The 26,624-nt window shown below is 35.6% G+C and carries 25 protein-coding genes and 1 pseudogene; all 26 read right to left on the reverse strand.

What is annotated here, in order from left to right; translation table 11 throughout:
- Positions 1–520: 520 nt before the first annotated feature.
- The 26 genes and pseudogenes from ACK1U5_RS05465 to ACK1U5_RS05590 all read right to left on the reverse strand — a co-directional run bounded on the left by ACK1U5_RS05465 (position 521) and on the right by ACK1U5_RS05590 (position 25,965).
- Complete coding sequence (locus tag ACK1U5_RS05465; RefSeq protein WP_448814772.1) at positions 521–1,306, reverse strand: hypothetical protein; 786 nt, start codon at positions 1,304–1,306, stop codon at positions 521–523.
- Positions 1,307–1,541: 235 nt separating this feature from the next.
- The gene (locus ACK1U5_RS05470; RefSeq protein ID WP_372585039.1) at positions 1,542–1,811 is read right to left on the reverse strand and encodes a hypothetical protein; all 270 of its coding nucleotides are present in this window, start codon (positions 1,809–1,811) and stop codon (positions 1,542–1,544) included.
- Positions 1,812–2,530: 719 nt separating this feature from the next.
- Positions 2,531–3,352 (reverse strand): GH25 family lysozyme, encoded by an 822-nt coding sequence (locus ACK1U5_RS05475; protein WP_139894512.1) that lies wholly within the window; start codon positions 3,350–3,352, stop codon positions 2,531–2,533.
- On the reverse strand, positions 3,352–3,777 hold the full coding sequence (locus ACK1U5_RS05480; protein WP_139894511.1) for a phage holin family protein: 426 nt from the start codon (positions 3,775–3,777) through the stop codon (positions 3,352–3,354). Before ACK1U5_RS05480 ends, ACK1U5_RS05475 begins: the two co-directional genes overlap by 1 nt.
- Positions 3,778–3,852: 75 nt before the next feature.
- Positions 3,853–4,077: a hypothetical protein gene (locus ACK1U5_RS05485; RefSeq protein ID WP_000390479.1), complete on the reverse strand. Its 225-nt coding sequence runs from the start codon at positions 4,075–4,077 to the stop codon at positions 3,853–3,855.
- A 127-nt stretch (positions 4,078–4,204) separates the two neighbouring features.
- Positions 4,205–8,236, reverse strand: a complete 4,032-nt coding sequence (locus tag ACK1U5_RS05490) for a phage tail spike protein (RefSeq protein WP_174767022.1) — start codon at positions 8,234–8,236, stop codon at positions 4,205–4,207.
- Positions 8,233–9,714 carry a distal tail protein Dit gene (locus ACK1U5_RS05495; protein ID WP_174767023.1) on the reverse strand — a complete coding sequence of 494 codons (1,482 nt, stop codon included), beginning with the start codon at positions 9,712–9,714 and terminating at the stop codon, positions 8,233–8,235. The genes ACK1U5_RS05490 and ACK1U5_RS05495 overlap by 4 nt, the downstream gene beginning before the upstream one ends.
- Positions 9,715–9,728: 14 nt before the next feature.
- Positions 9,729–12,347 carry a phage tail tape measure protein gene (locus tag ACK1U5_RS05500; RefSeq protein WP_448814773.1) on the reverse strand — a complete coding sequence of 873 codons (2,619 nt, stop codon included), beginning with the start codon at positions 12,345–12,347 and terminating at the stop codon, positions 9,729–9,731.
- A gap of 216 nt (positions 12,348–12,563) precedes the next feature.
- Positions 12,564–13,844: pseudogene (locus ACK1U5_RS05505) on the reverse strand (phage tail tape measure protein); the annotation flags it as partial.
- A gap of 15 nt (positions 13,845–13,859) precedes the next feature.
- Entirely contained in the window at positions 13,860–14,036 is a 177-nt protein-coding gene (locus ACK1U5_RS05510; RefSeq protein ID WP_174767024.1) for a hypothetical protein, read from the reverse strand.
- Between the two features lie 29 nt (positions 14,037–14,065).
- Positions 14,066–14,383: a phage tail assembly chaperone G gene (gene gpG / locus ACK1U5_RS05515; protein ID WP_086409880.1), complete on the reverse strand. Its 318-nt coding sequence runs from the start codon at positions 14,381–14,383 to the stop codon at positions 14,066–14,068.
- A 47-nt stretch (positions 14,384–14,430) separates the two neighbouring features.
- Positions 14,431–15,036: a major tail protein gene (locus ACK1U5_RS05520; protein ID WP_103653121.1), complete on the reverse strand. Its 606-nt coding sequence runs from the start codon at positions 15,034–15,036 to the stop codon at positions 14,431–14,433.
- Positions 15,037–15,396 (reverse strand): tail completion protein gp17, encoded by a 360-nt coding sequence (gene gp17 / locus ACK1U5_RS05525; protein WP_174767025.1) that lies wholly within the window; start codon positions 15,394–15,396, stop codon positions 15,037–15,039.
- On the reverse strand, positions 15,393–15,827 hold the full coding sequence (locus ACK1U5_RS05530) for an HK97-gp10 family putative phage morphogenesis protein (protein WP_214632393.1): 435 nt from the start codon (positions 15,825–15,827) through the stop codon (positions 15,393–15,395). Before ACK1U5_RS05530 ends, gp17 begins: the two co-directional genes overlap by 4 nt.
- Complete coding sequence (locus tag ACK1U5_RS05535) at positions 15,820–16,143, reverse strand: phage head closure protein (protein ID WP_174767027.1); 324 nt, start codon at positions 16,141–16,143, stop codon at positions 15,820–15,822. Before ACK1U5_RS05535 ends, ACK1U5_RS05530 begins: the two co-directional genes overlap by 8 nt.
- Positions 16,130–16,417: a head-tail connector protein gene (locus ACK1U5_RS05540; RefSeq protein WP_103653117.1), complete on the reverse strand. Its 288-nt coding sequence runs from the start codon at positions 16,415–16,417 to the stop codon at positions 16,130–16,132. The genes ACK1U5_RS05535 and ACK1U5_RS05540 overlap by 14 nt, the downstream gene beginning before the upstream one ends.
- A 20-nt stretch (positions 16,418–16,437) precedes the next feature.
- A complete protein-coding gene (locus ACK1U5_RS05545) occupies positions 16,438–17,610 on the reverse strand; it encodes a phage major capsid protein (RefSeq protein WP_174767028.1) in 1,173 nt (390 codons plus the stop codon).
- A 37-nt stretch (positions 17,611–17,647) separates the two neighbouring features.
- The gene (locus ACK1U5_RS05550) at positions 17,648–18,358 is read right to left on the reverse strand and encodes a head maturation protease, ClpP-related (RefSeq protein WP_097961615.1); all 711 of its coding nucleotides are present in this window, start codon (positions 18,356–18,358) and stop codon (positions 17,648–17,650) included.
- Positions 18,345–19,598 carry a phage portal protein gene (locus tag ACK1U5_RS05555; protein ID WP_174767029.1) on the reverse strand — a complete coding sequence of 418 codons (1,254 nt, stop codon included), beginning with the start codon at positions 19,596–19,598 and terminating at the stop codon, positions 18,345–18,347. The genes ACK1U5_RS05550 and ACK1U5_RS05555 overlap by 14 nt, the downstream gene beginning before the upstream one ends.
- Positions 19,599–19,786: 188 nt before the next feature.
- Positions 19,787–21,481, reverse strand: coding sequence for a terminase large subunit (locus ACK1U5_RS05560; protein ID WP_174767030.1), 1,695 nt, complete (start codon positions 21,479–21,481; stop codon positions 19,787–19,789).
- 1 nt (position 21,482) lies between these two features.
- Complete coding sequence (locus tag ACK1U5_RS05565; protein WP_016081472.1) at positions 21,483–21,986, reverse strand: phage terminase small subunit P27 family; 504 nt, start codon at positions 21,984–21,986, stop codon at positions 21,483–21,485.
- A gap of 130 nt (positions 21,987–22,116) precedes the next feature.
- On the reverse strand, positions 22,117–22,494 hold the full coding sequence (locus ACK1U5_RS05570) for an HNH endonuclease (RefSeq protein WP_086423951.1): 378 nt from the start codon (positions 22,492–22,494) through the stop codon (positions 22,117–22,119).
- On the reverse strand, positions 22,484–22,738 hold the full coding sequence (locus ACK1U5_RS05575; protein ID WP_061113369.1) for a hypothetical protein: 255 nt from the start codon (positions 22,736–22,738) through the stop codon (positions 22,484–22,486). Before ACK1U5_RS05575 ends, ACK1U5_RS05570 begins: the two co-directional genes overlap by 11 nt.
- Positions 22,739–22,876: 138 nt before the next feature.
- A complete protein-coding gene (locus ACK1U5_RS05580; protein WP_061113368.1) occupies positions 22,877–23,086 on the reverse strand; it encodes a hypothetical protein in 210 nt (69 codons plus the stop codon).
- Between the two features lie 360 nt (positions 23,087–23,446).
- A complete protein-coding gene (locus tag ACK1U5_RS05585) occupies positions 23,447–24,457 on the reverse strand; it encodes a hypothetical protein (protein WP_174767031.1) in 1,011 nt (336 codons plus the stop codon).
- Positions 24,458–24,795: 338 nt separating this feature from the next.
- On the reverse strand, positions 24,796–25,965 hold the full coding sequence (locus tag ACK1U5_RS05590; protein WP_448814774.1) for a serine hydrolase domain-containing protein: 1,170 nt from the start codon (positions 25,963–25,965) through the stop codon (positions 24,796–24,798).
- Between the last annotated feature and the right edge of the window lie 659 nt (positions 25,966–26,624).

Genomic DNA, 26,624 nt, shown 5'->3' on the forward strand with positions numbered 1-26,624 from the left:
AAGTAAAGGAATATCTGGATGATTATATTCTTGATATTAAGACGGTTTTTATGAGCATTTCATATAAGTGTGATTTAACTGATTAAAGCTATTTTCAAAGAAGACATATCAGCGATAATTTATGTCTATTCTGTATAAGTGTTAGCAAGTTCGTTTGCAAACTTGTTAGCACTTTTTTATTTAAATAATACACACACCTTCTTATATACTGATTATTTTCCCATTGAAGTACTTACGTTCTGAGGATATACCCTTATTTCATGTAATTACATTGGAGAGGTATAGTAAAGTGGAGATCATTCGTTTCAATTCCGGAATAGTTCATTGGAAATAACGAGATTCTTAACTAATTAAATAAAGTTCCAAAATCACTAGTTACAGATGATAAACAAGAACAACTTGAGCAAGAACTAATAGATTCAATGCAAATTCAAAAAGAAATATTGGTTTCACATTACAGTAATAACTGCATATCAATATGAATGCATAAATATTATCCATATTGATATACAAATTTATCTTAGCTAGAGAGAGAAGCTCCTACATCACCAATCCCTTGAATCATTTCAAGTTTTACGTTAATTTTGTTTGGTAGTCCTATAAGATTATCTGTTGAATTGCTTTCTACTTTTATATTTGGTCCAATAATAGTAACTAGATCTTTGCTAATTTGCAGTATAAAACCTTTGATATGAATATCTTCTAAAAATAATATAATGTATAAATTGGTTGATTGATAATCACATAGTAATTTTTTAATTTCATTTGTTTTTATTTCAATATTATTAGATGTATCTATTTGGTAATGAGATTCTTCTTGACTATATAATAATTGTGAATTATCTTGCGATAGTATGAATTTTTTAGAGGTTGGTGTCTTATTAAAAGTATCACTTAATTTTAATAAGACACGAGAGGATTTTTGTTTTTTTAATGGTTTTGCAGAAGCACCAGTGGATTCTTGAGGTCTTATTGGTTTTACAGAAGCATCAGTAAATTCTTGAGGTCTTATTGGCTTTACAGAAGCATCAGTAAATTCTTGAGGTCTTATTGGTTTTACAGAAGCATCAGTAAATTCTTGAGGTCTTATTGGTTTTGTTGAAGTATCAGGTGATCCTTGAGACCTTATTGGTTTTGCAGAAGTACCAGGCGATTCTTGAGACCTTATTGGTTTTGTTGAAGTATCAGGCGATTCCTGAAGCTCCGATGAATTTGCAAAAGATTTCGGTGGAATAAAAAACGGGATAGGTTTTATATCAAATAATTTAAATTTAGTATTTTTTTGATTTGAACAGAACTTACACATATAATCCCCTCCTATAAAAGTTTGTATTATATTGTAAACATGACTTGTATAAAAGTGATAGTGCAATTACCTAAAATCTTGATATTACTTATATTTTAGGTAATTGCACTATCACCAGTCTTATATGTAATTAATTTTAAATTCCTTATTTGGTAAATCGTTTATTTAAATTTTATATAATATTAAAAAAATGCACTAGGATTACAAATACCTAGTGCATTTTTAAACTTGCTAATTACGCTCCTCGATCATCACTAACTGATAAAATACTACTAATTTTGACACTAATTTGGTTAGGATTTTCAAGTGCATTTCCATTATCATTACTCTCTACTTCTACGCCTTCTCCATTACCACGACGAAGCGTAACAAAAGTTTCTCCGATTCGAGTAATAAAACCTTCTACGTGGAATGAAGGTAAAAATAATACAACTCGTGCTCCTACTAATTGAAACGCGCGTAACAAAGTACGGATTTCATCTTCATGACGTTCTGCCATTTTCATCAACCTTTCCTTTGAAATTTATAAAGTAGTGAAGAAGTCTTTTTGAATCAAACCTACTTACTATAAGAAATGAAAACTAGTAAAGTAAATCTCATCTTATTTTAGAACTGCCTCACTGCTTTATAAGATAGACTATGTTTTTGATTACAATTTGCTTAGACTTGCTCACTATTGATATAAAAACAAACGTCCCCCTATTTATTCTGAAAATTCAGATAATAGTTTTAGAGAATTTTTCTATGAAAAATCTTGATACTTTCCTCACCAAATTACGATAATTTTCTATTTATTAAATCAGATAAATTAGAATAACAAACAAGAATATTCCTCCTTATAAAAGTGAATTTCTCTTTACTTCACAGTAATTAACTTTGAATCCCAATCCCACATCATATAAACTTTGTACAATACAGATACCTTTGAATTAAATATAGAATTTAAATTTGATGAATTATTGAATATAAAATAAACAATCCACTCTTTTAGATACAATTAGAAAAATAATCTTACAATTCTCTTCTAAAATTGGTATGATTCACTTAATTCAAGGGAATGATACGCTAAAGGTTGTCCAGTCGATATTTAGAGGATTTCGCTTAATCAGTAGGATTGTTAATCCAATACTCAAAGCATTATCTAAAAGTAAATTTTAATTACATAGAAATAAAAAAGGCCGCCCAAATAGGACGGCTCTTATTTTTATTAATCTAACTATTCTTTTATTTAACTTTAATATATTCGTACCACCATTTACCTTCAGGTCGATTGTCCATCCAAGCTGTAATTTTATCGAGCTCACCATTTGGTAACACTTCGGTTTGTACGTACGCTATACCAGTTGATGGGTCAGAAATAACTTTCCCTTTAGTTCCACGCTCAGTCATAGCATTTAACACTTCTGGAACCAATGAGACTCCAAATCCACCGGATTTAACATATTGATAGCCAACATTGGTAATAGCTTGTTCTGATTCTTTCTCTCCTGTGAACCAAGATAATGATTTACTACCAATTAGTTTGTTCATATCACACTTTCCTATACCTGGTACATTTCCTGTCTCTGTGTATTGCCAGATATCACATGGATAAGCTGGTCTATTCCCGCCATATCGAGGTATCCATACGAAATCAGATTTCACATTTTCCATACCAAAAGGTGCATACATATGATGACCAACATATAAACCGACTTTCTTAGCACCTAATCGACGTAATTCATCGATAAAAGCCTGTGTACCTGCTCGCATATCATCCATTGTTTTCACTTCTACATCAGCCACCCAGACTGTTGCACTCTTATCACCACGGTTCCAGAAATCACGGGCCTCTACACACGCATCATTTTCAGAAACGAAACGACAGAATGCATAATTACCAAAAGAAATATCATGCTGCTTCATAGCTTGTACATAATCTTTATACAATGGATCTACATAATTTGAACCATCTTGTACACGAGCGATAATAAAATCAATGTATTGCTTTGCTATAGGCCAGTTAATGTCACCATTCCATTTTGAAATATCAATAATATGTCCCATTACTTAACATCTCCTTTTCTATTTTCTTGTTTTTGTTTACCTTCTAAAATCTCAACTGCATTTATTAACACTTGTGGAAGTGGAATACCCATTCGTCCAGCGTTTTCTAAAAGAGAAAGTAATTCATTACCCATGAAGAAGAAAATTGTTGCTTCACGAATAGCACTGTTACTTCCTAACGCTACATCTAATTGAGCTGCCGCCCCAACTAAAAGAAAAAGCACCACCTTTTTGGCGATGCCTTTGAAACCAACTTTACTTTTTAATTCTCCGTTATATCCTGCTGCAATCATGCCAGTTAAATAATCAATAACTGCCATCGTCACTAAAATTTTCAATGTTGCATCCCATCCCCCCAAGAAATAGCCACAGAAGCCACCGAATGTAGCTATAAATGCTTTCATTAATATATCAATACGATCCATCTTTCCATCTCCTTATGTATAATAAAAAAGAGAGACGCTTGTCCCTCTCTCAATAAGTACTTTTATTTTAAAATATTAAATCATCCCTTTTAATATTAAACCCAAAACCGACATTGTGATTGCGCTAATAATAATTCGTAAAATCCAAGTTGTATTCATACTAATCTTTTCTAATTGCTTATTAATTGTAGCGATGTCTTTCTCATTAATTGTTGTGCGAGTTTCTAAATTACGAATATCACGCATAATTTCTTTTTGTTCTGCTTTTAAACTATCGATTTTTACATATACATCTTCCAATACATTCACATCCTTTTATCATCTTAATAAAGCAATCTTTATATGATATGAGACAACCTTATTCATGGTGAATACATCGTAGGAATTTCCATACAAAAGCCGTACTTTGTGCAAAGTAAAAAACAGCTTATGGCTGCTCTGGTTTTTCACCTATTAATTTCCGAACTAAATCTGTTAATGTAGACACATCCATCGCTAGGGTCGTAACCTGTTCTTTTAGTTGTTTATTCTCACTTTTAACAGTAGTTAATTTTTCGTTAAATTCATGATACTGCTGTTGGAAAGCTGCAATAAAGATTGAAACAGTATTATATAAATTAATGGCACGTTTCTCTTTATCTGTAAATATATCTTCCGTATCATCTGCAATCATACCGAAATACGTTTCAATTTCTTTTGTTGTATATGGTTCTGTTTGTTCCTCTGGTTTGTTCACACGCATTTGATACAGATCATACATATCGTCCTTGAAGTTGTACTGTTTGATAGCTAAACTCATGATTTTATCAAGAGCTGAGAAAGGAATATCTTTTATATTTTCTTTCATATTTCTAGCTGACGTAGGATTAAATGCTTTTGCCCACATTTGCCCAACAGCACTAATATCTTCATTCGCTCGTAGCGTTCTTAATTCTATATCTTTCCATCCTTGACCCATCATACCTTTAATCTGTAGTCCGTTGTTATAACCTTGTACAAAACTTGATCTTATCATTGCATTACCCATGATTAAATCATGATCGGTGGCGCCGTTTATGAAATGTATTTTATAGTCACTGCCTTTTCTTTTGAAAGTAAACTGTCCCTTGTTATTGTTAAAAATATGCGGTTCAGTTGTAGTTACAGAGAAGTAACCATATCCTGGAGCCCATCCTTCAGATTCAAAAATAATATCATTCAAGTTTTGAAAACGAAATTGTCCATCTGAATATACGCTTAGATGTCCACCGTCATTCTGCATTTGAATATAATTTGACCAAATATTAGTTCCTTCTGCATTTTCTCCTTTAGAAACCCCAAATTTTGCATACGCTTTAGAAGGTTGATCGACTCCATTAATTCGCGGCATGACTTGATAAATATAAAATGATCCTGTACCAGCGTATTTTCTATTATCAGAACCAAGGACTAATGAAGGTTGAATACTCCCATCATTTGTCTCCATAAATCCTATATAACCACGTGGCTTATCTAAATCGAAAATCTTCATGTCTTGTTTATTTATTTCAACAAATCTATTTCCACTCGTTTTAAGTGTTACCCCTTCTAAAACTTTTCCTTTGATATGATTTGCTGTAATAAAACCTACTAAGTTAATTCTGTTTGCATTCAAAGTAATGTTTTCTTTACTCATATTGAAAGCTGCGATTACATCATTTTCTTTTACAGATATACTAACGCCCTTTTCAGTTAACTGGAGACGGGTTTCCATATCTCTTACGTAAGATGATGTGGCAAATTGCCCATTTGCTTGATCTTTTGTATATACCTCTGTCTTTTTGGCTGAAGCATTGATTCCCTGTTCATTGATAGTAAAGCGGTTATCAATCAAAGTCATTTTTTGATTAAATTGCTCAGTTGCAAGTTTGTTAGCTAATTCGCCCAACAAATCTTGTTTATTTTTATCAACGGTTTGCTTCAACTCAGGTATCTTAAATCCAGCAACATAATTCTCTACTTGTTTAAGCTCAACTTTCGCTCCAATTGCTGTTGCCTGTTGTTCGAGTTTTGAATTTGCTTCAGTAAGCTTTTTTCCTTGATCTGATACTACGTTATTTAAATTGCTCACTGTGGAAGATAACCCCGTTGCTGTTTGCTCTACTATAGTCATACGCTTTTCGAATCCAGCCTGGCTATTTTGAACACTGGTTACAGTGTTTTTTACGACATCCACACTTTTTTCAATCTCAGTTGTTTTCTTGGTAAATTCATCTGTTGTTACCTGCTCTTCAGGCGGTGCCGTCCAATCCTGCGGCTTATTCCCTTTATACAAGGCAACCCATTCCACAATAGATTTCGTAGTACTACTCGGATAGTTATATAAGCTTAACTTTCGTTCATTTCCACTTGTAGCCACAACAGCTTTAAAGGTTAGATAAGTTATTCCATTAGCGTAAACACTTGTTGCATATCCAACATTGCTAGACCCACCATTCTGCCAAATTCCAAATTTCTGCCCTTGTGGGACACTTCCTTTAATTACAAAGGTATATTCCTCACCCGCAAAGAAATTTTCAGTTAGAGAATATTGATTGATTAGATAGTCTGTTTTTTCATATTTAACATTTGATTTTAATAAAAGGTTACGTCCACCAGTTTTATCACTATTAACCTTTGTTTCTACATTCGTTAACTTCTCACTGATTTTCCCAGCTTTTTCTTCTATTTCAGTAGTTGTTTTCTTTAGTTCACTTGTTGTTTGTTGCACATCAGAAATAGCCCTTTTTGTACCTTCCGCATTTGATTCGACAGTATTTAATTTATTACTAATTTCAGTATCTTTTTTCGTTAATGATTCAATAGAAGTTTTAAATCCATTAGAATCCTGTTCAAACTTAGTTACTTTCTTATCAATTTCACCTTGTTTATTTTCAATATTAGAAATTGTACGGTTGACACCTTGTAAACTTTCCTTTATTTCGTTGAATTGTCCCGTCGCCTGATTTTGTGTCTCTTGAACCTTTTGATTTAATTCTGTTTTTGTTGATTCAATATCTTTATTAACCTGCTCAAGTGTTTCTTTCTTAACGGATTCAACATCTGGTACAACCGATTCCCAAGCTGCGTCTGTCCATATTTTCAAAATACCAGGCTTCCCATTGCTAATATCACGCCAAAGTGTTTTATAAGGTTTCAGTCCTGTTGTCGGTGGATTCTTAGCTTCAATGATGTCTACCGTGTTATTTTTAAGATTCTCTTGCACTTTTTCAGCCAATGTTTTCGCTGCTTCGGATTCTTTCTTAGCATTACTAGCTGTTTCATTTGCATCTTTCACTAATTTATCTAACTGATCTATCAGCTCTTGTTTATTGCCTAATGATCCTAAGATTCGATTGTAAATTTTCCGTAGTTCTTCGTTTGAATCAGTAATTTCGCGATAATCTCCAAACACATATTTATCTTGTGTAGGGTCCGTAAAAGATTCATCACCAGCAATTACACGTGCTTCAAGGTATAACTTAGGTGTGAATCCTGTATCTTTGATTCGGATCGTATCGCCCTCATTAATTAGTTCATGAGCTAGTCCGAAAATACGTCCAATCGATTGTGCTTCTACTTCATAAGAAACGGAAGAATTGACACGTTTTTTTAATTCTATTTCCATTAAAGTCATTAAACGTTTTGGAGTCATGTCTAATTCTTCTGTTTCTGGTGTATAAAAACCAAATTTATGTTTACCACGTTCATTCCATCGTTGAAATGCATCCTTATCAACAATATAGGGAAATCCCCTATTGATACTTTCAATAGTAATTACATTATCGCCTTCACCTTTCACAAAGCCAACTAGTGCTGTACAAATGTCTCTTGAATGTTCAATACGTGTAACACCTATTAAATCTTTCCCCAGTTCTATTTCTTTCCCCGTGTCTCGACCACGCCTTTGAATCATATCAACATACCATCCAACTATTTGTGACCCTTGAACCTCAACGCGATATTGAATTTCTAATTTGAATAAAGAAGCTATTTTCTTTAAAAAAGTTAACGGATCCATAAATTCATCAATGGTCATAGTGTGAAAACCTGCATAATCTGTTTTTCCACGTTTCCATTTCATGCCTACAAGAGCCATATCAATAAATTCGTTTACTGTTTTCCCTTCTATCCTTTGTGGTTTTATAATGCCTGATTTAGCAATTTGAACCCAAGCTCCTGAAGCATATGTGGTAATGGATCGTTTGTCTGAATTCTTCTCTGTTTCTGTAATGACATATGGTACAACTCTTCCATCGCGAACTTCTTTTAAAACAAGGTTTTGTTGTTGTAGTGTAGCTGAATGAGTAGTTCCATCAAAAACAGTGAAATCCAGCATATCAACATTGTTTTTTAGTTCCCAACGCCTATTATCATCCCAATAGTCATTTGGCTGAATAACTGCAACGATTTGATCTGTTTTGAAATCCACAACATGCAAAATCCCGCTTGGTGTTCTCATCTGTATCTCTCCCTATAACTAACAGTCGCTTTAACATCTGGTGGCATTATATCAATACGATTCTCATCACGTATGACATTTGGAAAATTACTAAAAATGTCTTTTAAATTAATCGCATTTTTACCGTTAATGGTTACAAGACTTTTTTCTGTATCAATTATAATCTTGTCTCCCGTATCAAAAATGTAAGGCGGATTATTTTGAGTATTTAAATTCACTTTCCAAAACTTTAAATCTGAAACGGTCATCGCTTCTACTGGCGGTACATCTTGCCATTGCATAATACTGATTTGAATTTGCGCCGCTTTTTCCATGTGATAGTTATTTTCATCCGTCCACCGCACAAATCGTTCAGAATCATCTTTTTCCGTCCCCGGGAGGAATTTCGAAATATACGCTTCCCATACATTTCCTGTTCTAGCTATCCACAATCGCCCTTGATACTGGTTCCAAGTGTTTGGATAATCTCCACTTTCATGAATTAAACTTCTTCTTCCTGGTTTATTATCATAACCGATTACCATTGTTCCGAAGTTTTGTTCAGCTTGCCAAAATACATCAGTCATAGCTATTTTCGAAAGCACTTTACTGTTTTCATCTAATATCGCTATTTCCACTCGACCCATCTCATTGATACGTTTACTTTTACATGTAACATAAGCCTGAATAATAAAATCTTGCACTGGCCCATTAGGTATATTTTTTTTAACAGCTGCACCATTCCATCCTTTTCCTGTCCCTGTACCATAATTAGAGCAATAAAATTGATAACCGTCTGATTTCATTTCACCGACTGGGTTGCCATCTTCCATTGAACTTACTTTACTCCACCCAACAGTGGTAGTCATTTCATCCCATATCAGCCTTTGATTTCTCTCTACAGGTAGTTGCTCTGTTTTCAACGGATAACCGATTCTAAAATAATCACGATTATACGGATACTCACCAAACCTTACATCTAAAAATGTACTCGGTTTCTTGGCCTCAATCTCAATAATTGGAGGCGCTTCTACATTACCTTGATTGACGAAAGAAGTAGTGATTTCAGTGGACCAGTTTTGAGTAAACGTATGAGTATTTTGCTTACCTAATTTATACGGCATTGGACAAACAAAAGTAATAACACCTCTACCTCTATTGACTATTTCGTCCAAATCGACAGAACCATCAATTAATGCTAAATAAGTCCTGTCTAACTCATCATCAAAAATAAGTTCAGCTGGTTGCTCTGTATATAGCCAATCCGCTAAATCTTCTTTTACCTTTTGTAAATCAGCGATATCTTTTTTCGCTTTAATTACAAGAGGAACATCAATACGACGTTCCTCTGTTTCTGTATTAAGAAAAAGAGCCCCTGCGCGATGAGGGACTCTTACTAATTTTCTTTTAACTGGAGCCCAGGAAGGGCGTTTTCTTCCAACTAGCATTTGAATATAATCTTTTCTGATCTTATTAAAAGTAAAGCTGAGTTTCCCCAACGTGCTCACCGCCCTTAAAATTCCGCTTTTCTTTTTTGTTCACGATCTTGAAGCTTGGTAGTATATGCGTAACTTCCGTTCGCTAATTCTTTTCCATCTAAAACGTTGGTCATATTTACAGTTAAATTTAATTCTTGTTCTCTACCTGATCTATCCGAGAACATAGTTCTTGCTGTAGGTGCGTTGTTATAAGGCGATTGTGGTTGCGTATACCCATTGAAATCACCCAGTGCATTATGCGGGATACTATAATGCGAAGTTTGGAATCCAAAATCAAAAACAGATGGCATATTACTCATTTGTTTTTTTACAGTTCCAACTACATTTTTTGCTGCATCCACAACAAATCGTTTCCCCTTATCCATACCAACGCCAACACCTTCTGGTACGGCACTTCCAACTGGAATCATCACTTTAGATGGACTGTTAATTTCTAGTGCTCCAGAAATAGTCTTTTTAATCTCTCCAGCAATGCTTTTCGCCTTACTATATAAACCACCTGTCGCATCATCCAACCCTTTTTCAAGACCTTCTATAATGGATTTACCAATGGAACGTAGATTTATAGTGCTGAAGAATTTTTCAACTGTATTCCACTTATCTTCAATATCGCTCTTTATTTCTTTCATTTTATCAACGACAGCTTTTTTCTTTTCTTCAAATTTCCTTGAAACTGTATTTTTTATCTCTTCTACCTTGTTGCTTGCTGAAGTTTTTGTTTCTTCCCACCATTTTGTTATACCTGACCAAGTTTCTTTCATCTTTTGAACTACATCATCTTTCATTACTTGGTATTTAGATTTTATCTGACCAGTTTCCCAATCAACTTGATTTGCATGTTCCCCAGCTTGGGATTTTGCTTCACTAACAATTTCTCTATGTTTGTCTCGCGCTGTAGAAACTGTACTATCATACTGACGTTTTGCCTCAGCAATGATTGCGTTCGCTTCATCAGCATTAATTGTTTTATTTTCATCACGCTGACGAATCGCCTCAGCAATTTTTTCATCACGTGTTTTTTTCGCATCTTCAATAACTTTATCCCTTGCTTTAGCGCTATTCTCTACAACTTCCGCTGCCTGTCTAGCTGAAATTTCACTAGCCTGCACACGCATATTTTCAAGAATAACCTTTTGCTCCATTTGATTTTTAGACATATGCTCTACAGCAACTCTGTCCATTTCATCTTGTAAAGCTTGCAAGGAGATGCGTTCAGATGTTGTTAACTCTCTGTTTTCTCTAGCTGCGGTTTGAAGAATTTCTTTGATTTTATTTTCTTTTTCTTGAGTCTTTAATTTTTCTTGTTCGTAATGCTGATTAAGTTGCTCGATGCGCTTATTTTCTTCTTCTGCTGTTAAAACGTATGAATCAGCGAAAAACTTTTTCAGGCCTTCAATCTCTTTTTGTTGTCTTGCTTTTGTTTTTTCTATAATTGTATTAGCTAGCTTGTCATACTGTCCGATTAGCTTTTGTGATTGTTCTTCAGTTATCACTTCATGGTTCAATCTAATTTCAGTTAACTTTTGTCTAATGCCATCAGACAACTTGAAATACTCACCAAGGACTTTCTTTGTGGATGAGCTTACTTTCCCCTCTGTATTCGTAGCAAACCGATCTACGGAAGCAATACTGTCCTCTGTTGCTTTTTGATATGCTTTATATGCGACAACTCCAGTTCCAATGAGAGCGACTGCTACCAATCCAATCGGACCTAGTAATAAACCTAGTGCACTTCCTAAGAATCCAACCGCTCCCGCTGCAACTCCAGCAATCCCGCCGACGGATGCTAACGCAATAGATAGAGAACCAATTCCTGAAGCAATCATTCCAAACGCCGCTAAAACAACACCTACAGCTGTAGCCACAGCTGTTAAAGCAAGAACAATACCACCTGTAATCGCAATAGCCTTTTGTACTGGCCCTGGTAATGCGTTAAATCCATCCACAAGTTTCTGCAATCCAGCAACAAAAGCACTAACCACAGGGGCAAGCGCATCACCGATTGTCTTTTTCATTGTGGAAAATGCCGAGTCTAATAATGTAATTCGTCCTTGTAGAGTATCAATTTTAGTTGTTGCGACATCAGCTGCTGTAACCTTCGACATGGAATCCCACATCTCATTAACACCCTTTGCCCCTTCTTTAAAGAGAATAGTTGCACCACGTACAGCATCCGAACCGAATAATGTTTCTAAAGCCATACTTCGTTGTTGGTCTGTTAAATCTTTCATAGACTCATGAAGTGTTCCTGAAATATTTTCTAGACTTTGAATATGCCCTTGTTGATCATAAAATTTTGATGATAAGAAAGCCGAACTCGTGGCTAACTCACGGAATGCTGTATCACATTTATCGTTCCACTTTGTAACCCCTTCGGTTTTCATTACGTATTTTTCTAAAGCAACTTCTATATCTCCTACATTTCTTGAAGCTGGTTGAATACCGTTTTTAACTAAGAAATCAAAACCCGCTTGGGCGTTATACGTGATAAGACCTAAATCTTTCATTTTGTTATACGCTTCTTTAGTAGATGGGTTTAACCGCATAAGCATAGTTTTTAGTGAAGTACCTGCATCAGAACCTTTTACATTCGTTATATATGAGCTCTTTATCTCATATTCTCCAATTTTCACTGGAGTATCGGACTATATCATCATCCTCGCCTTACACGTTAGGATGGGACGCGCTCGTGGGGTTTTACTGTCCGTTCTGGACTCCATACCCTAGTCTCTGGACCCTTCATTTATTCCTAAATGACTCGGCTGCTGATTAGCATAGTTATATAACCTTAGCTTCCCAGCAATTCACGTCCTTTACGCTGCGAATCTCTCCGCAACGGGGCTATACGTTAACCCATTCTGAGCAAATACTGCAAGAGTCGTAGCTGTATCTTTAAACGTCATTCCAGCCCCTGCTGCTACTGCTGACGATGCCGCTAAACCATATTTCAGTTCACGTACATCTGTAGCTGATGCATTTGCTGCACCCGATAATATGTTAGCTGCATCTGCTACTGAAAGATGATCTGCTTTAAATGCATTTAGGGCTGTGGATGCAATCTCTGCCGCCTCGCCTAATTCTAGCTCTCCTGCTGTAGCTAAGTTAAGAGCACCTTCTAAACCACCATTTATAATATCTGTTAAACTAACTCCGGCTTTTATTAATTCCTCTATACCTTGTCCCGCTTGAACACTGGAGTATTTTGTTGTTTCCCCCATGTTAACAGCTAACTCGCTTAACTTTTTCATTTCTTCTCCAGTAGAACCGGATACCGCTTTAATATTCGCCATTTGTTGTTCAAAATTCATTGATTCAGTAACCGCGGATTTTAAACCACGTCCTATAGCATAAGTCATTCCACCAAACACCATACCAATTTGCATTCCTGCATTTTGCAAATGGTTACCTAATGTCTCCATGCGATTACCAAAATTCAACAAGCGATTGCCTTGCTGCTCTAATTCACGATTTGACTGCTGTAACCCAGTTTCAAATCGATTAAGTTCAGCTGTAGCGCGATGAATTTGTTCAGCATAATGTTGTGCCGATTGACTCGCTTCGCCTTCTTCTGTTTTCGCACGATTATAGGCTTGTTGAAGTTCCCTAATCTTTTCTTTCTGCTTATCCACCATGCGAGTGAGAACATCAATTTTCGCCCGGGTTTGCTCTGTTGCATTAGAAAAACCGCCCATGCCTGTTGTAATAGACTGAAATTCAGCCTGTAAGGATTTCAAAGAATTATTTAACTTATCCATCCCTTTTTGTTCAGCTTGACGGTTTACTTGTTTTAATTCATTTTCAAACCTATTTAAATCAGCAACCGCTTTATTGACCTGTGAAGCATATCGCTGGGTTGCTGCATCATTTTCACCCAACTTAGCCTTATTTTGATCATAGGCTTGGCGTAATGCTCTAACTTTTTCTTTTTGTGCTTCAATCAATCTATTAAGTGCATCCGTTTTGGCTCGTGTTTGCTCACTAGCGTTTGCAAAACCACCCATACCAGTACTGATTGATTTCAATTCATTTTGTAAAGTCCTTACGGCACGTCCTGAATTCGCAATACCTTGACGAAAATTCACATTATCAAGGGAAAGCCTAACGACTAGATTATTCATTTCATTCGCCAATGTCTCACCCCCTTGCTAGATAATGTTTTCCGCTGGAACTTCAATTTCATTTGAATTTTGATTTGTACTATTTGAATTACCTTGATCACGATGCTTGCGATTCAACCTTAAATAATGCCAAATATCCATTTCGTTATCGATGTGATGGTGTTTATATCCTTGACGTAATAAAGAGAGGTAGAGCTCGTCCATAAACTCACTGAACGTCAGCCCTCCCCCCTCTACGCGTTTGGGTTTTCTGCTTCTCCATTTCCAGGTGTACCACCAGCTGCATCTACAGTTTCGTTGACAATTGCATTAATTACATCTGAAGTTGTTGATAAGAATTTACGGGCATCCACACCATCCCAATATTGATCCAAGGTGAATTGTTCATCATAAACATTTACCACAAATTTAACCATTTTATCCATATCCTCTGGTCCAGGATTATTTGGAATATCAGCAAGCTCAGGGGCTTGACGGATTAGGCGAGCTGGAATGAACTCTGGTAAATTAAAAGTTTTATTTTCCCTATTGATTCTTAAAGTTAATTTCATATTTTATTCCTCCTTAGTTAATAAAAAAGAGAGAGCTTTTGCTCCCCCTACTTCCCTGTTGGTGGTGTTGCTGTTTTTTCATATACCTTTTTGAACCAGTTATCACCAACGGCTTTTGTAAATGTAGGCTCATCAGCATCAGCTGTAAATTTTGGTCTATCATCAAAATCACGTTCAATAAATGAGCCTTTAAGTTTTGTAGTTTGGAAGTTAGGCTTATCCTTCTTAGTTTCGCCTTCTTCTTCCTCTTGTGAAAGTTTCCCTTTTAACAACCAAACATATCGATATTTCCCGTTAGCCTTTAAGAAACGCCATCCAATTGCCAAATATGGTTTTTCACCCTCACGTTTTTCGTCTAATACACCATCTTTAACTTCAGGATACCCTTCAATATCTGCTTTTGTTGATAATGAAATACTACGAAGCTCAATTTCTACTTCTACTTCTCCATCAGACTCAGCAATTTCTGATTTTTTATTATCACTCCACATAATTTCAGAAGCTACCTTTTTAGAAGTTTTAATCTTTACTGCGCCTTCCATTTCCTTTACTGTGTCATAATCGACACCTGTTGCATCATCTTTCAATAATTTCGCATAAACAAGACTATCTACACCGACAGTCGAACTAATTTTAATAATTTCTCCAGCCATCTATAACTCCACTCCTTTCGCGAATCGCATCGCGTAATGAAAAATTTGTGTATCATCTTCATATAAATCAGCAACCGCATAACGTGAGAAACCAATACTTTTCATAATTTCATTCACTTTTTTATGGATTGCTGTTGTACTGCCTTTTGACCAAATATCGATTTGAAATGTAATTTCGCTTTCGCTTTCCTCGTTATCTGCAAAATAATCTGGCCTATTGTCTAATTCGAAAAACGTAATACGCGGAAACTCTTCAGCGTTTTTAGCTTTACGATAATAAACACGTTTTCCACCCAATAAAGAAACAAGCTCCTGATTATTTTCAAGAGCTTGCACAATTTCGGGGCGTAAATTCATCATAAATTCAGCCTCATTTCATTCTTTAAGATGTCTGTCATAGCACGAATCGCCGCTTCTTTTGAAGAATTAAAACCTGGTTCTATAAATGGTTGAGCTGGCATTTTAGACGTTCCCCATTCTAAGAACTTTCCATAAAAGAATGGAGAACGATCCGCTTTATCTATCCCGATTTTAATAGTTTTTATGCCAACTTCCATTTTAGCTTTTGTAACTCGTATATTATCAGCCAAATGTTGTCCTGTACGCCACGGTTCACTTTTTGTTGCTCTTTTAGGACTATCACTTCTTGGAGCTATTTCAGAAATAGCTTTTCGAATAGATTCTCCACCCGCTGCAAGAGCTTTATCTTCAATCTTTTCCCCACGTAGACCCATTTGTTCTAATTCAGATATCAAACAATCAAATCCTAAAAAATCAACACCATCAGCCATTCATTCCACCACGCTTCCACATGATTGATAAGGTGTGTTTTTCAGTTGGTATAACTGAAATAATGTCATAAATTACGTTCTTATACTTAATCTTCATACCAGCATTTACATCAGCTCGATATCGGATTTCTGTTTCACCTTGGATTTCGCTATTAGCTGCGGCTGCTTCAAAGTATTTTCTTCCTTTTAAAAAAATAAAAGAACCCCATACAGTAAAAGAATCTTTATAACTTTCTATCGGATCACCGTCTGGGCTCTTTGCTTCATCGTCTTTCACTTGAAAGGTAAGACGTTTATCTAATTTACCCGGATTCACTTGAATCACCACCACAATATTGCAACTGAACTAATATTGATTGCAAACTAAATGCTAATTGTTCAGCTTTCCCAACCGCTTCACGGTTTTCATGCCAATGAGCAATTAAAATACGAGCCGCTAATTTAGCAAGTTCGCTTTTTAAGTCCACAGTTTTACTTGTAGAATTTTTAATATATATTTCAGCTGCTATTACGAAAGATGTAATGAGATCATCCTCCTCATCACCATCCACACGAAGATACTTTTTCGCTTCCTCTAATGTTAGTACCAAGAAGGACACCTCCTACCTTATTAAGCTCCTGTTTTAGGCGTAACAATAATTTGTCCATACACAACTGCTTCTGTATCCCATGGCGTAACATCTTCACGCTCAATTGCTCGGAATTCAGAAGTATTTGTTCTCCAAGCGTTTCCACCTTCTGTAGTCATATCGATAGATAATTGTTTTCTATCCCAAAGAATGATGGCTTCTTTTAAATTACCAACAATGAAAGGGGCTTTCCCATCTTTATCTGTAGCGATTGTCTTATTGGACAAAGTAATAACCGGTTTTCCTGACAACAAACTACGTGTTGGATTTGTTGGATCTGGTTGAAGAAGCGGACGACCATTTTTATCTTCTAATTGATCTAAGTAATTGAATCCATCTTGGTTAGTAAAAATATTAGCCCCAGCTGCAAATGCCGGGTCTAATGTAACATTTAACGCTGTTTTAATGCCCTTATAATCTTTAAAATCAACCTTTGTCAATTTGTTGAGTTCTTGTAAAATTAGATAGTTACGAGTAGCAACAGATTTCTTAGCGATCCATTGGCGTAAATATTCTTCTAAAGCTTGATCTGTATCATCTAATAAATCATTTGGTACCGGTAAGAATCCTGCGTAATCTTCAATAGCATAAGATAAACGATCAAATTCAGGAGAAGCAATTTCTTGCATTGCATTCGGCTTACCATACTCAGATAATGGAGCAAACGGTGTTGATGCCGCACGCTTTTCTAATGTACGAGCCCCTTTATTTGTTGAAACAGGTTGTACATTTACATATTGTTCTAAGTTATCAACCGTTTGTTTTAACTGATTAATAGTTGTAGTAATATCTTCTGGAACAATATAACCACCATCTTTACCTGTATTCTCAGATAAAGATGCTTTATATTCCTGCATAACACTTGCTTCTTCATGACTTAAACTTTGACCACGAATAGCTTTCATAAATACGTCTTTGTATGATGGGTCTTCATTTTTAACTGATGCTGGAGGTAATACTCCTGCCTGTGAGTTTACAGGCTCAGTAACTTGAATTTGCTTCATTGCTAAATAATTATCTAATTCATTTTTCGCGTTTTTTGCTTCCTCAATTTTTGCCTTTGCATCTTCATATTTACCGCTATTATTAAACTCTTCTGCTTTCGCTTTTAAGTCAGCAACTTTTTGACGTAATTCTTGTTCACGTTTATCCATTCGGTATATCCTCCTTGTATTGGCACAAAAAATAGACCTATAGTTCTAACAGGTCTAGTGCATTTTGAATTTTTAATTGTTCATTATTGTCCTTCTTTGGAATAAAAGGAGCTTTTGCAACTACTTTATTAGGTGTTTTTTGATATTTATCAAAGTAATCGCTCATACAAGCGGCAACTTCTTTTGCTTCCACAACTTCAATATCGAAGTATTTTTCAGCTTCTTCACCACTTAACCAAGTCTCAGCATCTACTAATTGTTGAATTTCTTCAATTTCAATACCTTCTTTTAAGTTTTCTTTATATACATTCATAATACCTGACTCGATATTGTCTAAGTCCTCTGCCATTTTACGAAGGTCATTTGCATTCCCTACACCAACAGTCCATGGTTTATGAATCATTAAGAATGCGTTAGAAGGAACGACAACGCGATCACCAGCTAATGCAATTACAGAAGCAATAGATGCTGCAACTCCATCCACATAGACAGTTTTTTGAGCTTTATTACGCTTCAGCATGTTATAAATAGCTAGACCAGCAAATACAGACCCTCCACCACTATTTACATAAATATTCAAGTTACTCTTATCATCCAACTGGCCTAGAATATTTTTAACATCATCAGGCATAACATCTGAATCATCCCATTTCCATCCAGTGTTGTTTATAATGTCACCATAAATGAATAAATCAGCTGAAGAATCTGTTTGGTTTTTAATAGTAAACACATCTTTAATCGCCCTCACCTCCTTTCTGCGATACACCTCCATTAGCTTTGGCTAATTGATATTCGTCCGCAATTTCAATAGATACATGATTTAAATCAACACGATGTTTGTCACCGTATACTCCGATTCCATCCATATCTTCAAGCTCTAATACTTTATTGATTGAGAAAGCACCAGCATCTAACATAATTTTATAGAATTCTGCTCGTGATTTAGAATCAGCACGTAATAAGCTTGTCAAATTAAACTTTAAGTAATATCGTTTTTGCTCATTAAACGAAAATGTTTTATAAGAAAACTCTTCTTCATATTGAATAAGAATTGGACTCAATGTATTTTGAATAAAATCCAACGCTTGTTGCTCAATATTGGAGAAAGTAGCACGATCTAACTCATTAATCATGTGCAAAGGAATATTAAAGATGTTTGCTATCTCACCTTTATCAAATTTCATACCTTCGATAAATTGAGCATCTTTCAAAGGCATTCCAACCTTTTCAAACTCTAGTCCAGCATCTAAAATAGCTATTCTTTGAGCATTATTTAACCCTGTATTTGCCTCTTCCCATGAATCACGAAGAACTTCTTTCGCTTCTTTACCAAGTGCTTGTTGCGTTTTTAATATTCCGCTATGCGCTGCACCGTTTGTAAAGAACTTACCTTTAAATTTTTGTGCCGCCTGCGAGCTACCTATAGACTCCCTTGCAATTTGAATGGGTGGTTTCCCCTTTAAACCATCAGTAGACAATGTAGTAAGATGAATCATGTCATCATCAGGTATTTTTATAGGTGTACCGTCTGGCAAACTAGTAAAATACCATAGCTTATTGCTCTTTAGGTCCACAGTGGGTGTTGTAACAGCTGGATTCAGTACCCATAATTCTTTTGGTCTTCCATCCACACCCCAATGTATATTAATGTAGGCATTTCCCCATGTATTACGGTGTGTTTCAATTAAATGTTTGAATTTGAATGGGCTTTGATAGGGATTTGGTCTTCTTTCTAGAACAAAAGACACTTGATGTGCCTTATCCCGTTCTCTTCCCTTTGCTGTCTTTTTAAACGTTTGAAAAGGAAGCATTGCAACACTATTGGCAAGGATGTTAATACATCGATAGACCGTTGGAACACTTAAAGATGATTCAACTGTTACCTTTTCACCACTTGCGGCTTGATATCCAAATAAACTTTTAAACCAAGGAGAAGGATTTTTTAAATCTGTCGTATCCTGATTTCTAAATAACTGCCGAAAAATCAAAAGTTTCACCTCCTTTCTATCTTCTTATCATTACCACCCCCAACATTGTGAGAATAATTCCTAACAGATACCATCCATAAATCGGATTAACAAAAAAAGTCGTCCCTACAATAATGGATAACCCTGAAATCAATAGAATATCTTCTAAAATATTTATAAAAAATAATAAGAATCGCATGTGATTCCTCCTAGAACGAGAAATCTTGACTTAAAATATATGAATTTAAGTCCATTTCACCAGAATTGAGCATGCATCGAACATGTGAGTTAATTACAGCCGCTATCGGATCAATTCTTTCTGTTGTTTTCGACTTGTCCAACATGATATTTTCGTTAGCATCCTGTTTTGTTATAGCATTACTAGTTGCCCAGTTTAGTACAGGATTGTTGTTATGGATGACCTTCTTTTGATACACTTGTTCACGAAAATCCTTTGTAGGTCCTGATAAAGTTGCCATCCCTTGGCGTATTTCTATCATGGTATACCCTTCTGCCTCCATATCTTGCATAAATTGCGTTGCGTTCCATGGATCAGCACATATTTCTTTAATCTTAAATTTATGATCTTTTTCCATATTTCTAATATGCATTTTAATATATTCGTAATCAACTACCGCACCAGGTGTTGTTGTGATCCATTTTTGTTGTACCCACAGATCATAAGGGACTTTATCCGTTTGTCTCTTTTCAGCTAACGTATCTTCCGGCATAAAGCTATGACTAATTACAATATATTTATCATCCTTTTTAAACTCAAATGAAATACTTGTTAAGTCAATTTTTGCTGATAAATCGACACCTACTGTGCATTCCAACCCTTTTAATTCGGATAATTCCACAGTTTCTTTGCAATCTTTCCATTTCTGCATATCCATGTAGCCATTTTCTTTCATATCCACCCATCTATTCATATTTTTCGTAAGATAATTACGCATTTTCTCAGGCACATCAAGAGCTGATTGAAGTTCTCCTTTTAAGAAAGAACGACCTTCTTCATAACTACATAGGATTGGATTTGCTTTCTCCCACACCTCTGGATTCGTAATCTCATCATCTTTATCTAATTCATTAACCATTACAAAATACTCTTCGTTTTCAATATCAATATTAGGGTCCAAAATCTTAGAAACATATTGATACTCCACACGATAGCAAGGATGGCTCAAATTGAAACCAGCTGTCGTTATAATCATCATGAGTGGATTCGGACGAGCGCCCGAACCAGACACCAGTACATCATAAATTTCAGAAGTAGGATGTGCATGATATTCATCGATAATTCCGCACTGAACATTCAGTCCATCACCAGATTTCCCAGCATCTTTTGATAGCGCTGAAATAAAAGAATCCGTTTTAAGGTGTTCGATTTTCCCATACGCAATATTGAACTTTCCTTTTAAATCCTCACATCCATTCATTTGTGCTTTAATTTCATTCCAAACAATTTTACTTTGTTCTGTTTTCGTAGCTCCAATGTAGACTTCTGACATGTTTTCACCAAATGCCATCGCTTCATAGGAACCTACACACGCTAAAGACTGAGACTTTGCGTTTTTACGTCCAACTTGCCAATACGCCTTTTTAAATCGCCTTAATCCTGTATTACGATGAACCCATCCGTAAATATTGCTAAACACGAAAATTTGTATGGAATGTGGTTCAATTCTCTGACCTGCTAATTTTCCTTTTGTATGTTTAAAAAGAGACATCCACTTTAAGAAGCGAAGCGCTTTTTCTTCCTTAAAAACATATGGAAAATCTTCAGATCCTTCACGCTCAATATCTCTTAAAAATCGTTTGCAAGCTTGTTTATGCTTCTGACAAGCAACAACTTCACCATTTAATACATCATCACAGTAGTCCAACACCCATTGCCTGATCATGTTATACATCAAACTCCTTTTCTACATTTGTTTTCGGACCTTGTTTGATATTTGGAATGACAATTTTCGCTCTTGCACTTGGTGTAAGACCAAATTCAACAGCCAAAGCCTTCATTTGTTCATGCAATTGCTTCTTCTTTGTAAGTAGTGGATGGGGAACTTTATTGGTTTCAGCTGCCTTATTTGTATATTCAACAAGAAGTCCTTCTTCTCGTATAATTTTGGTGCATTCAACATAGTCAGAGTAAGCATCGCAATACGTTGCTAATGCATTCACATCTATGTTTGTAATAACATCTAGCTCTAGTAATTCACCAGCAATCCGTCTAAATTCTTTCTTAGCAATTGAATCTAACCACGTTGGTGGTTTTACCTTGTCCTTTTTTGCTTGTAACTGTTTTTCGGCTTTTAATCGCTGCTCAATTTCATCTTTTGTCAATCGATTTGTATTACCTTCTAATAAATGCAAATGAATCGGTTTCGCTTTCCTTCCTATGTGAACCACCTCCCTCGGCTGAACCCCCTTTTATGGAATAAAACGAACTTTTTGCACGGAAAGCTAGGCGGCGGTCTCCAAGAAGTCACCTTTTTCTTTTTCATAGTGGGGGGGATGCTTATGATTTTTTTCTTTCGAATTATTTTTTGTTTTTCTTCTCATCTTCTTTTGTTTTCTTGTTATGGCAAGCATGGCAAAGCGTTTGTAAATTAGATGGTTCTAATCGTTTCGACCAATCAACACGGATAGGAATGATATGATCGACTACATCACCTATCTTAATGATGTCCTTGCTTCTACATTGAACACATAGGCCATAATCTCTACGATAAATAAGCTCACGCATATCCTTCCACAATCTTGAGTTGTAGAATGAACGTGAGCTTTTGTTTCGAATATGTTTGTCATAATATTTTACTGTTTCTTTTTCCTTTTCGATATGTTTAGCACAATACTTATCCCGTGTTAGTTCGTTGCAACCTAACGACTTACACGGCTTGAATGGTTTACTTGGCACCTTCCATCCTCTTCCTCAACCTTTTCATTTCATCCTCGATTGCCCGATTATTTTTATTAATCCGTTCGTGACACTTTGTAATGTCAGCTTGATGCTTACGAACCTTATCGTTCACATATGCAGCAACATGCTCATGACCACAATGTGGACAAATGTAGAAACACTTCTCAATTCTTTTGGGAAGCTGTGCTACTTGTGGTTGCATATCGTAATCTTTATTGCAGCTAGAACAGTAGACTTGCATCTATCCTCACTCCTTTAGAAAGAATATTCCAATTATACATTTACCAAATAAATACAAGTTGTTATAATAAAGTTAACATTGCCATCAGGAAAAGTGATTCGCACCCCAAGCGAGTTGCTTTCCCTTTTTTTATGGCTATTACTTTAAGAATTCATCTACCGCTTTTTCAAGCAAACTAATCATCGCTTCTCTCTTTTGCTTCGGTGTTGTATTATCTTGCATTTCATTAAAGATAGGAAGTACACTTTCTAATTTCTGTTTATCGATACGATCATTTACAAGTTCCTGTCCTAACATTGAAATGAATGTACCAATAGCCACCGCTTGTTCTTGTTTATCTAGTTTCATTCTTCATCCTCCTCCCAAATAAAAAGCACCCGAATGGATGCTTTTTTTATCGATTATTAATTTGTAATTTAATTCCGGTACGTGAAGTTTCATCCTTCTTCCAGTAACTTAATGATAACCTACCGATATGTATCAACGATATTAAGTAACTGGAAGAAGAGCAAAAGCTCTCCTTAATAACGGTATCATTCAATCATTACCATCTGCTGGTTTCGGATTTTATGTGCCGTCATTACGAAACCGTTTAAACAACATATAGTTTATAAAGGAATTTATGAGTTGTGTTTTCCGCCACTTCTCACAATACAAATATATCATGGTAATCCCAAAACAACCGGCACATTTACTGCCAAAAAGCGGTCACGATTCTGCCACTTTATATGGTTCAAATGATTTTAATATCAAAGTAGCCTTAAGCAATTGGAATAATTTTTGAATATCTACCTTAGATAGAGAATCATAATCATGATAACCATGCGCTATCGCATTACGATTTAACTCTTGCCCCAATTGCTTTGGTATATCAGCAAAGATTTTTTCATACATTCGAAATACAGATAGTACAAAAATTTTATTTAAATTCTCTTTTTCTACATGATTATAATTTTCAGGGTCCATCACCTTTTTAATCCCATATCTATTTGGTTTATGATTAACAACTATATTATCCTTTTTTATATATCCAAAACACCATAACTTAACAACATGTTCAAACGCTGCAAAAAGCGGCATTGCACACAATTTATAAAATCCGGCTTTATATGCTTGATAAGCTTCTTGGATTAACGTTGCATGGAGTTCATATATAGGATCATGAACTATCTTTGTTACAATTGATTCGAGATTTTCATCCATATATTCTGACAAGTCATCTTTTGCTATCACTCCATTTACTATAGCAGTCGCAGTACCTATATCTAAACACCAATAATTCTCTTCTTGCTCTACTAATATACCCTCTAATTCTTTTATTTCTTCTGCTACTGCTTCACGTAATAAATCCCAATCAATTTTGTTATACATCTCTATTATTGATTGAATTTTCTCACGCATTGAGTTTTGGATTTCTATAATTGGGCTCATTTTCTCCTGCAATGCCTTTTGTGCATCGAAAATCGGTTTCATTTTCTCTTGCCATGCCTCTTGTGCATCGAAAATCGGTTTCATTTTCTCCTGCCATGCCTCTTGTGCATCAAAAATCGGTTTCATTTTCTCCTGCCATGCTTTTTGTGCATCCGATAAAATTCCAGTTATTTCAGACGAGTATAAGTTTTGGTTGGAAATCTTCTTTACAATCTCTTCTTCTACTCTAACATTTTCTTTTCTTTTTTCTACTGCAATCCTCTTTTTATACCTTTTTTTCTTTCCCATTGGTTAAACACCCCTTTTATCTAATATTCTATCATTAAAATATAAGAGTTAAAATATCCCCTTTGACTTACCCATATCTTATATTGTGTGTAACTAATCTAAACGCTACAGCCCTTGATATCAATAGCTTCATAGCACTTTCTCTTTTGAGTTACACAACACAATAAAAATGAGTAACTGTATAGAATAGGGTAGCACCACACATCCATCAACTTAAGGAGAATAAACGCTACCAAAACAAAAAAAGCCCCAAATTTTTCTTGAAAATAAGTTGGGGCTTTTGAAACAGAAAAGTATATTTTTAACTATGAAAAATACGATAAATTTTTCCTTTTTTCCTACTTGCTAAATTCAGCAAGTAAAATTTTTTTAAAAGGATTAGGACTGTCAGTTCTACCCAAACTATTCCAATTGACGACCAACGTATGCTTACCTCCAAGTTTACCTCCAACAAGAGTTGTAAACCCTAGAATGCCACCTGTGTGTCCCCATATCGAGACACCGCTTGGAAGCTTAGTTTCATAGATTCCAAGACCATATCCATCGATTCCTTCTTTTCCTGTAGGAACTGTAGTAAGCATTTGTTTTAGTTGCTGTTCTTTCAGTAATTTGCCACCGAGCAAGTAAGAGAAAAATTTGTTTAAGTCGTCAGCAGTAGAAATCATATCTCCAGCAGAGCTACCTGCACTTGGGTTATAATAAGTAACGTCTTTTAGCTCACTTGCTCCGTCTGGTTGGACATATCCACGTGCATGGTTAGTGCCTGGAATAACGCTTGAATTGCCTGGTAGGAATGTATTCGACAATTCAAGTGGTTCAATAATTCGATTTTCAACCTCTTCCGCATAGCTGTTTCCAGTTACTTTTTCAATAAGGATACCCAGTAATACGTATCCTGTGTTTGAATAAGACCAGCCCTTTCCTGGAGCAAAGTCTGGGGGAAAAGAAATCCCCATCCTCACTAACTCTTCAGCCGTATACGATTTTTTTGTATCCGTAAAATCAACGTCTTTTGACCTTGAGTATTCAGCGATACCACTTGTATGGTTCAATATCTCCCGGATAGTAATCTTGTTACCATCATATCCATTTCCTTGAATGACACCAGGCAACCAGTCTTCGATGTGGTCGTCTAGCTTCAGGCGATTCTCTCCAACTAATTGAAGTACAACTGTTGCGGTGAACGTCTTCGTCACACTCCCAATGCGAAAGCGAAAATCTGTTTTCATTGGTTTCTTGGTTCTCAGATCCGCTATTCCAGCGGCATACCCCCACGTTTTTCCACCCTCAGAAGTTTTAGCAAGTATCCCCGGGTATCCAAATTGCAATGTATCTCGCATTGCTTGCTTGACGGAAGTACGATCTCGTTGAGTATTTGTTTGTAACGAACTAGATACATTTTGAGTAGGCTCTGCTTTTACAATTAAGGTTGGTGTTGTATATAACAGGGAACTTCCAGCTATTAAAAGGGCCAGACTTGCACATGTAATTTGACTACGTATTTTCATAAGGCATTCCTCTCCTCTATTCATATTGTATAAGTGTTTGCTTACGGATCCTTACTTCCTGAAAAGACTTAGGGAAAGGCCCTCACGCATATAGATTAAAGCCCCAGTACAAAGGTATCTATCAATACCAACAATTTGAGCCAGTTAAATCTCCATCCCTTCTATAACAAAATTATTCAAAGGTATGAAAGCATATTATGTACCCTTAGTTATTGTTAGGATTAACACAACATGAGACATAGCCCCAACCCATATTTTACTTTATTTATCCATGATATGTATTGAGAAAGAATGTAAATTCGAATCCTTTCCGTACCCCAACTATTAATCGTTTTTTTCATCTATTATAATTAGTTATTTTGAATTTCATAATAAAAAACTGTAAAAAAATAACGAGTCCCTTAACGTACAGGAAGCGGTTGAAAAATATGTCTAAACGCACAATTTTCTTTTTTGATATGGTGACCCCATCGCAATCAAGCTAAGGTTTTGAAGTACCCACTAAATGAAATTTCTCTTTCTCTATAGTTAGTTATTTTGAGAAGTCAGCTCATTTTTTGTTTTTTGGGTGTTTACTTTTCTTAAGTTGATGGATGTGGGGGAGCACCACATGGTCATCAACTTAAAGTTTTAATATACCAGAAATCAGGAATATTTTA

Source organism: Bacillus sp. XB1 (assembly GCF_053557995.1).